Raw genomic sequence first — 4,606 nt, 5'->3', positions numbered from 1 at the left:
GCCGCCGACGGCACTAAATCAAGACGCCACGGCAAAAACCTGCCTCGTCACCGGCAACGACGCCCCTACCGTCAACCACTGCGACGCCTAACAACAGGTCGCCCTGGTGGACCTCACCACCCACACGGCCAATGTTCCGGCGGGCGCAGGCCACAGCGGCCGGGTCAATGTCCGCCGCATGGAGCTCCAGCCCCGCATCCCGGAAGGCGATGGCAGCACCCACCGCACCGGACCCGCAACACAGGTCCACAACAACAACAGGCTCCGAACCATCCAGGCGCTCCCGCATCTGGTCCGCCGAGAGCAGGGCTGCGGCCTCATTCACCAATAGTCCGGTGCGGCGGCGCGGAACAAAGACCCCGGCATCGAGCTCAATCCGGAGTCCGCAGAACTCGGCCCAGCCGAGGATGTGCTCCAGCGGATACCCGGCAATTCGCCGCTCCACTGCCGAAGCGATTTCGGCCGGACCGGGCACTGCTGACAGGAGAAGCCGGGCTTCCTCCTCCGCAAAGACGCACCCGGCCGAGCGAAGCCGCTCAGCGATCCCCACAAGGGACTCAACATCCAATTCAGTGGCTGACATGGGTACACCTTCCACAATCCGATGGGCGCCGAGGCCCGTCACCTGCCTCTGAATGTACGCGAAGGTAGCCCCTGACGGCCCAACCCAAAAGACTGGATTTATTTAGTGCAAGCGCTTACAGTGTGCCGTGGTTCACCTGGCGATCGTTCCCTGGTTGCCTGGGCGAACCGCACATCTGACCACCAACTGACGCCACCACACTCGCATCTCCACAGCAGCCTGAACAGCATCGCCGCTACCAGGAAGGTCTCCTGACGTGAACACACGCACCCGCAAAGGCTCCATCCAACGCCTCAACCACCCGCTGACAACATGGCTGGGGCTGCTCGCCGCAGCCGTAGTCGCTTCCACTTCTATCCTCCCGGCGCACGCGGCGCCGGGCCCGAAGGACCCGGGGTCGTCGTCGGCCCTTCACTCACTCCGCGCCCCGGTGACGGACGAGAATTTCTACTTTGTGATGGCCGACCGATTCAGCAACGGGGACACAACCAATGACGACGGCGGCCTTGGCGCCGACGCCATGGTGTCCGGCTTCGACCCCACCAAAAAAGGTTTCTACAACGGCGGCGACCTGGCCGGACTGCTGGACAGGATCGACTACATCCAGGGCCTGGGCACCACGTCCATCTGGCTCACCCCCAGCTTCAAGAACAAGGCGGTGCAGCCCGAGGACAAGTCAGCCGGCTATCACGGCTACTGGATCACCGACTTCACCCAGATCGACCCCCACCTGGGCACCAACGACGAGTTGAAGGCCCTGATCGACGAAGCCCACTCGCGCGGCATGAAAGTGTACTTCGACATCATCACCAACCACACCGCGGACGTGATCGGCTACGAAGAGGGCGCCCGCAAGTCCTACGTTTCGAAGGACGCCGAGCCGTACAAGTCGGCTGCCGGCGACGAGTTCGATGACCGCGACTTCGCCGGGTCCAACGACTTTCCGGAGCTTGATGCCAAGACGTCCTTCCCCTACGTCCCCGTCCTGGATAAAGCAGAAGAGGACCTGAAAGTTCCCGCCTGGCTGAACGATCCCACGCTGTACCACAACCGCGGCGACACGACCTTCCAAGGCGAGGACTCCTACTACGGCGACTTCTTCGGCTTGGATGACCTCTTCACCGAGAACCCCAAAGTAGTGGACGGCATGGCGGAGATCTACAAGACCTGGATCGGCGATTTCGGGGTGGACGGCTTCCGGATAGACACCATGAAGCACGTCAACAACGAGTTCTGGCAGGAATTTGGCCCGGAGATGCTCAGCTACGCCAAGGCGCAGGGCAAGGACGAGTTCTTTATGTTCGGCGAAGTCTTCGACACGACCAAGTCCTTCACCTCCCAGTTCACCACCCGCAACCAGATGCAGGCCGTACTGGACTTCCCGTTCCAGGACGCCGCCCGCAACTTCGCCTCCAAGAGCCAGGATACCCGCTCCTTGGAGACCTTCTTCGCCGGCGATGACTGGTACACCGACGCCGATTCCAACGTCTACCAACTGCCCACCTTCCTGGGCAACCACGACATGGGCCGCATCGGCAGCTTCATCGCGGCCGACAACCCGGGGTCAGCCGACACGGAGCAGGTGGCCCGCGACCAGCTGGCCCACGAGCTGATGTACTTCTCCCGCGGCAACCCGGTGATCTACTACGGCGACGAGCAGGGCTTCACCGGCCCCGGCGGCGACCAGGACGCCCGCCAGACGCTCTTCGCCAGCCAGGTGCCGGAGTACCTCGACGACGACCTGCTGGGCACCGACGCCACGCACGCCACCGACAACTTCAACGCCGGCCACCCGCTGTACTCCAAGATCAGCCAGCTCGCGGCCCTGACCAGGGACCACCCGGCCCTGCGCGACGGCGCCCACCAGCACCGCTACGCCTCCGACGGGCCCGGTATCTACGCCTTCTCCCGCACCGACGCGGAGGACCAGCGCGAGTATGTCGTCGCCCTGAACAACAGCGAACAGCCGCAGACAGCTGACGTGCCAACCTACATCGGCAAGCGCAGCTACATGCGGATTTACGGTGCAGCCGCGGATGAGGTGAAGACCTCAGCGGACGGAAAGCTGACGGTCACCGTCCCGCCGCTGTCGGCCGTGGTCTACCAGTCATCGGGCCGCATTCCGCACTCCAAGGCGGCTCCCGCCGTCGCGCTTCAGGAACCTGCCGCGGCACCGGCGGATAACGGCCGGATCAACGTGACGGCCGACGTCGGCGGTGCTTCGTTCTACGAGGTCACCTTTGAGGCCAGGACGGCGGGCGGTGGCTGGGAGCCGATCGGCACCGACGACACCGCGCCGTACCAGGTGTTCCACGACGTCGCGGCTTTGGCGGTCGGGGCCACCGTGGAGTACCGCGCCACAGTGCTGGACAATGGCGGCCACAGAGCCACCAGCCAGTCCCGGGCGGCCGCCGTTCCGGCGCCGGTCCTGACTATCCAGAAACCTCTTGAAGGAAGCAGCGTGGAAGGGGCCGCTGAGCTCAGCGCAACGGTCGATCCGGAAAAGTCCAGCCACGTGGTGTCCTTCGAGCGCAGCGTGGCCGGCGGCGAGTGGACGGCCGTAGGCTCCGATGACTCCTCGCCGGTGTACTCGGTCACCGATGACCTGGCGGCACTTGAGCTCGCGGACGGCACGAAGGTGCAGTACCGCGCCAGCATGAGCGGCCCCGGCTTCAGCGTGTTCAGCGAGTTGCGGACGGTAACGGTGGGCGAGGCTCCGCAGCCGGATTCGGTGACCGTGGCCGGGTCGCTGAACTCCGAGCTGGGCTGCCCTGCGGATTGGGACCCGGCCTGCCCAGCCGCGTTTATGACCCTGGACCCGGCGGACAACATCTGGCGGCTCACGGCAGACCTGCCCGCCGGGCTGTACGAGTACAAGGCCGCGCTCAACGGCAGCTGGGACGTGAACTATGGCGCCGGCGGAGTCCTTGACGGCAGCAACATCGCGTTGGATCATCCCGGCGGGGCCGTCACCTTCCGCTACAACAACAGCACACACGCCCTCAGCGCCGGGTACGCCTCCCAACAGCCGGGCGCTGTCGCCATCGCGGGGAGCTTGGACAACGAACTCGGGTGCGGCGCCGACTGGGATCCCACCTGCGACCAGGCCCAGTTGACGCTGGATCCGGCAACGCTGGTGTGGAAGCTGTCCGTGCCGGACCTGCCGGCCGGCACGTATGAGTTCAAGGCGGCGCTGAACCGCAATTGGGACATGAATTACGGGGCTGAAGGGGTGCCCAACGGGGCCAACATCTCCTACACGCACGACGGCGGCGCGGTCACCTTCCGGTACGACCACGCCACCCACCTGCTCACAGCGGGATAGCCGCGGCTGGCTAGGGCTTGTCGCGGGTCTGGGTGCGTACTGTTTGCCCCAGGCCCGTGACGAACCGCCGGATGGCGAGCTCGGCAGTGGGCGGCTCGCCGAAGAACTGCCGCTGAAGTGTTGTGTCCGCGACGTACCGGCCGGTCTGGAACCACTCGATCATGGCAGCCAGGTCCTTGGCCATGGGGTTGACCGGCGCCAGCAGGGTCCCCGCAGCCCGGACAACCCCGGCGGGGACGGACCGGACACGAAGGGTCCGGCCCGTGAGCCGTCCCGCGATGTCCGCGACGTCCTGCATGGCCACTGGCCGGTCCCAGCCGATGTCGATGCGCTGGCCTTCCAGGCCCGGAAGGTCAACCGCCTCCGCTAGATAGCCGGCGAGGTCGGAGGTGAGCACGAAGGTCAGCGGGATCCGCGGCGATCCGATCCAGCTGAGCCGCCCTTTGCTGAACGGGTCGCCGCCGAACCGGGTGACCTGGTCCAGGAACGCGCCCGGCCGAAGCGCCACGAACGGGACACCGAGTTCCTCCAGCCGGTCTTCGGTCAGCTTCTTATGCCAGAAGTGCGGAACCTTCGGGGTCTGGTCGCAGGTGAGGATGCTGGTAAGGGCTCGCGAAACAATAATGCCGGCCGGTCACGGCGTGTCGGGTGTGGTGAGCGTGTAGTTCCATTCGCCGTGGAATTCGTGGCGGGTGAGG

3 protein-coding genes are annotated in these 4,606 nt (G+C 65.5%); 1 reads left to right on the top strand and 2 read right to left on the bottom strand.

Going from position 1 to position 4,606, the window contains the following annotated elements; translation table 11 throughout:
* Positions 1–13: 13 nt before the first annotated feature.
* Positions 14–583, bottom strand: coding sequence for a methyltransferase (locus ACVWY0_RS22055; RefSeq protein ID WP_485838594.1), 570 nt, complete (start codon positions 581–583; stop codon positions 14–16).
* Between the two features lie 283 nt (positions 584–866).
* On the opposite strand from ACVWY0_RS22055, the gene ACVWY0_RS22050 reads away from it, so the two are divergent.
* Entirely contained in the window at positions 867–3,908 is a 3,042-nt protein-coding gene (locus ACVWY0_RS22050) for an alpha-amylase family glycosyl hydrolase (RefSeq protein ID WP_485838596.1), read from the top strand.
* 10 nt (positions 3,909–3,918) lie between these two features.
* On the opposite strand, the gene ACVWY0_RS22045 is transcribed toward ACVWY0_RS22050, so the two are convergent.
* Positions 3,919–4,506: an NmrA family NAD(P)-binding protein gene (locus tag ACVWY0_RS22045; RefSeq protein ID WP_485838595.1), complete on the bottom strand. Its 588-nt coding sequence runs from the start codon at positions 4,504–4,506 to the stop codon at positions 3,919–3,921.
* Between the last annotated feature and the right edge of the window lie 100 nt (positions 4,507–4,606).

Source organism: Arthrobacter sp. UYNi723 (assembly GCF_054057635.1).
The sequence above is the reverse complement of the archived record's forward strand: the minus strand, read 5'-3'. Positions and strand labels throughout refer to the sequence as shown.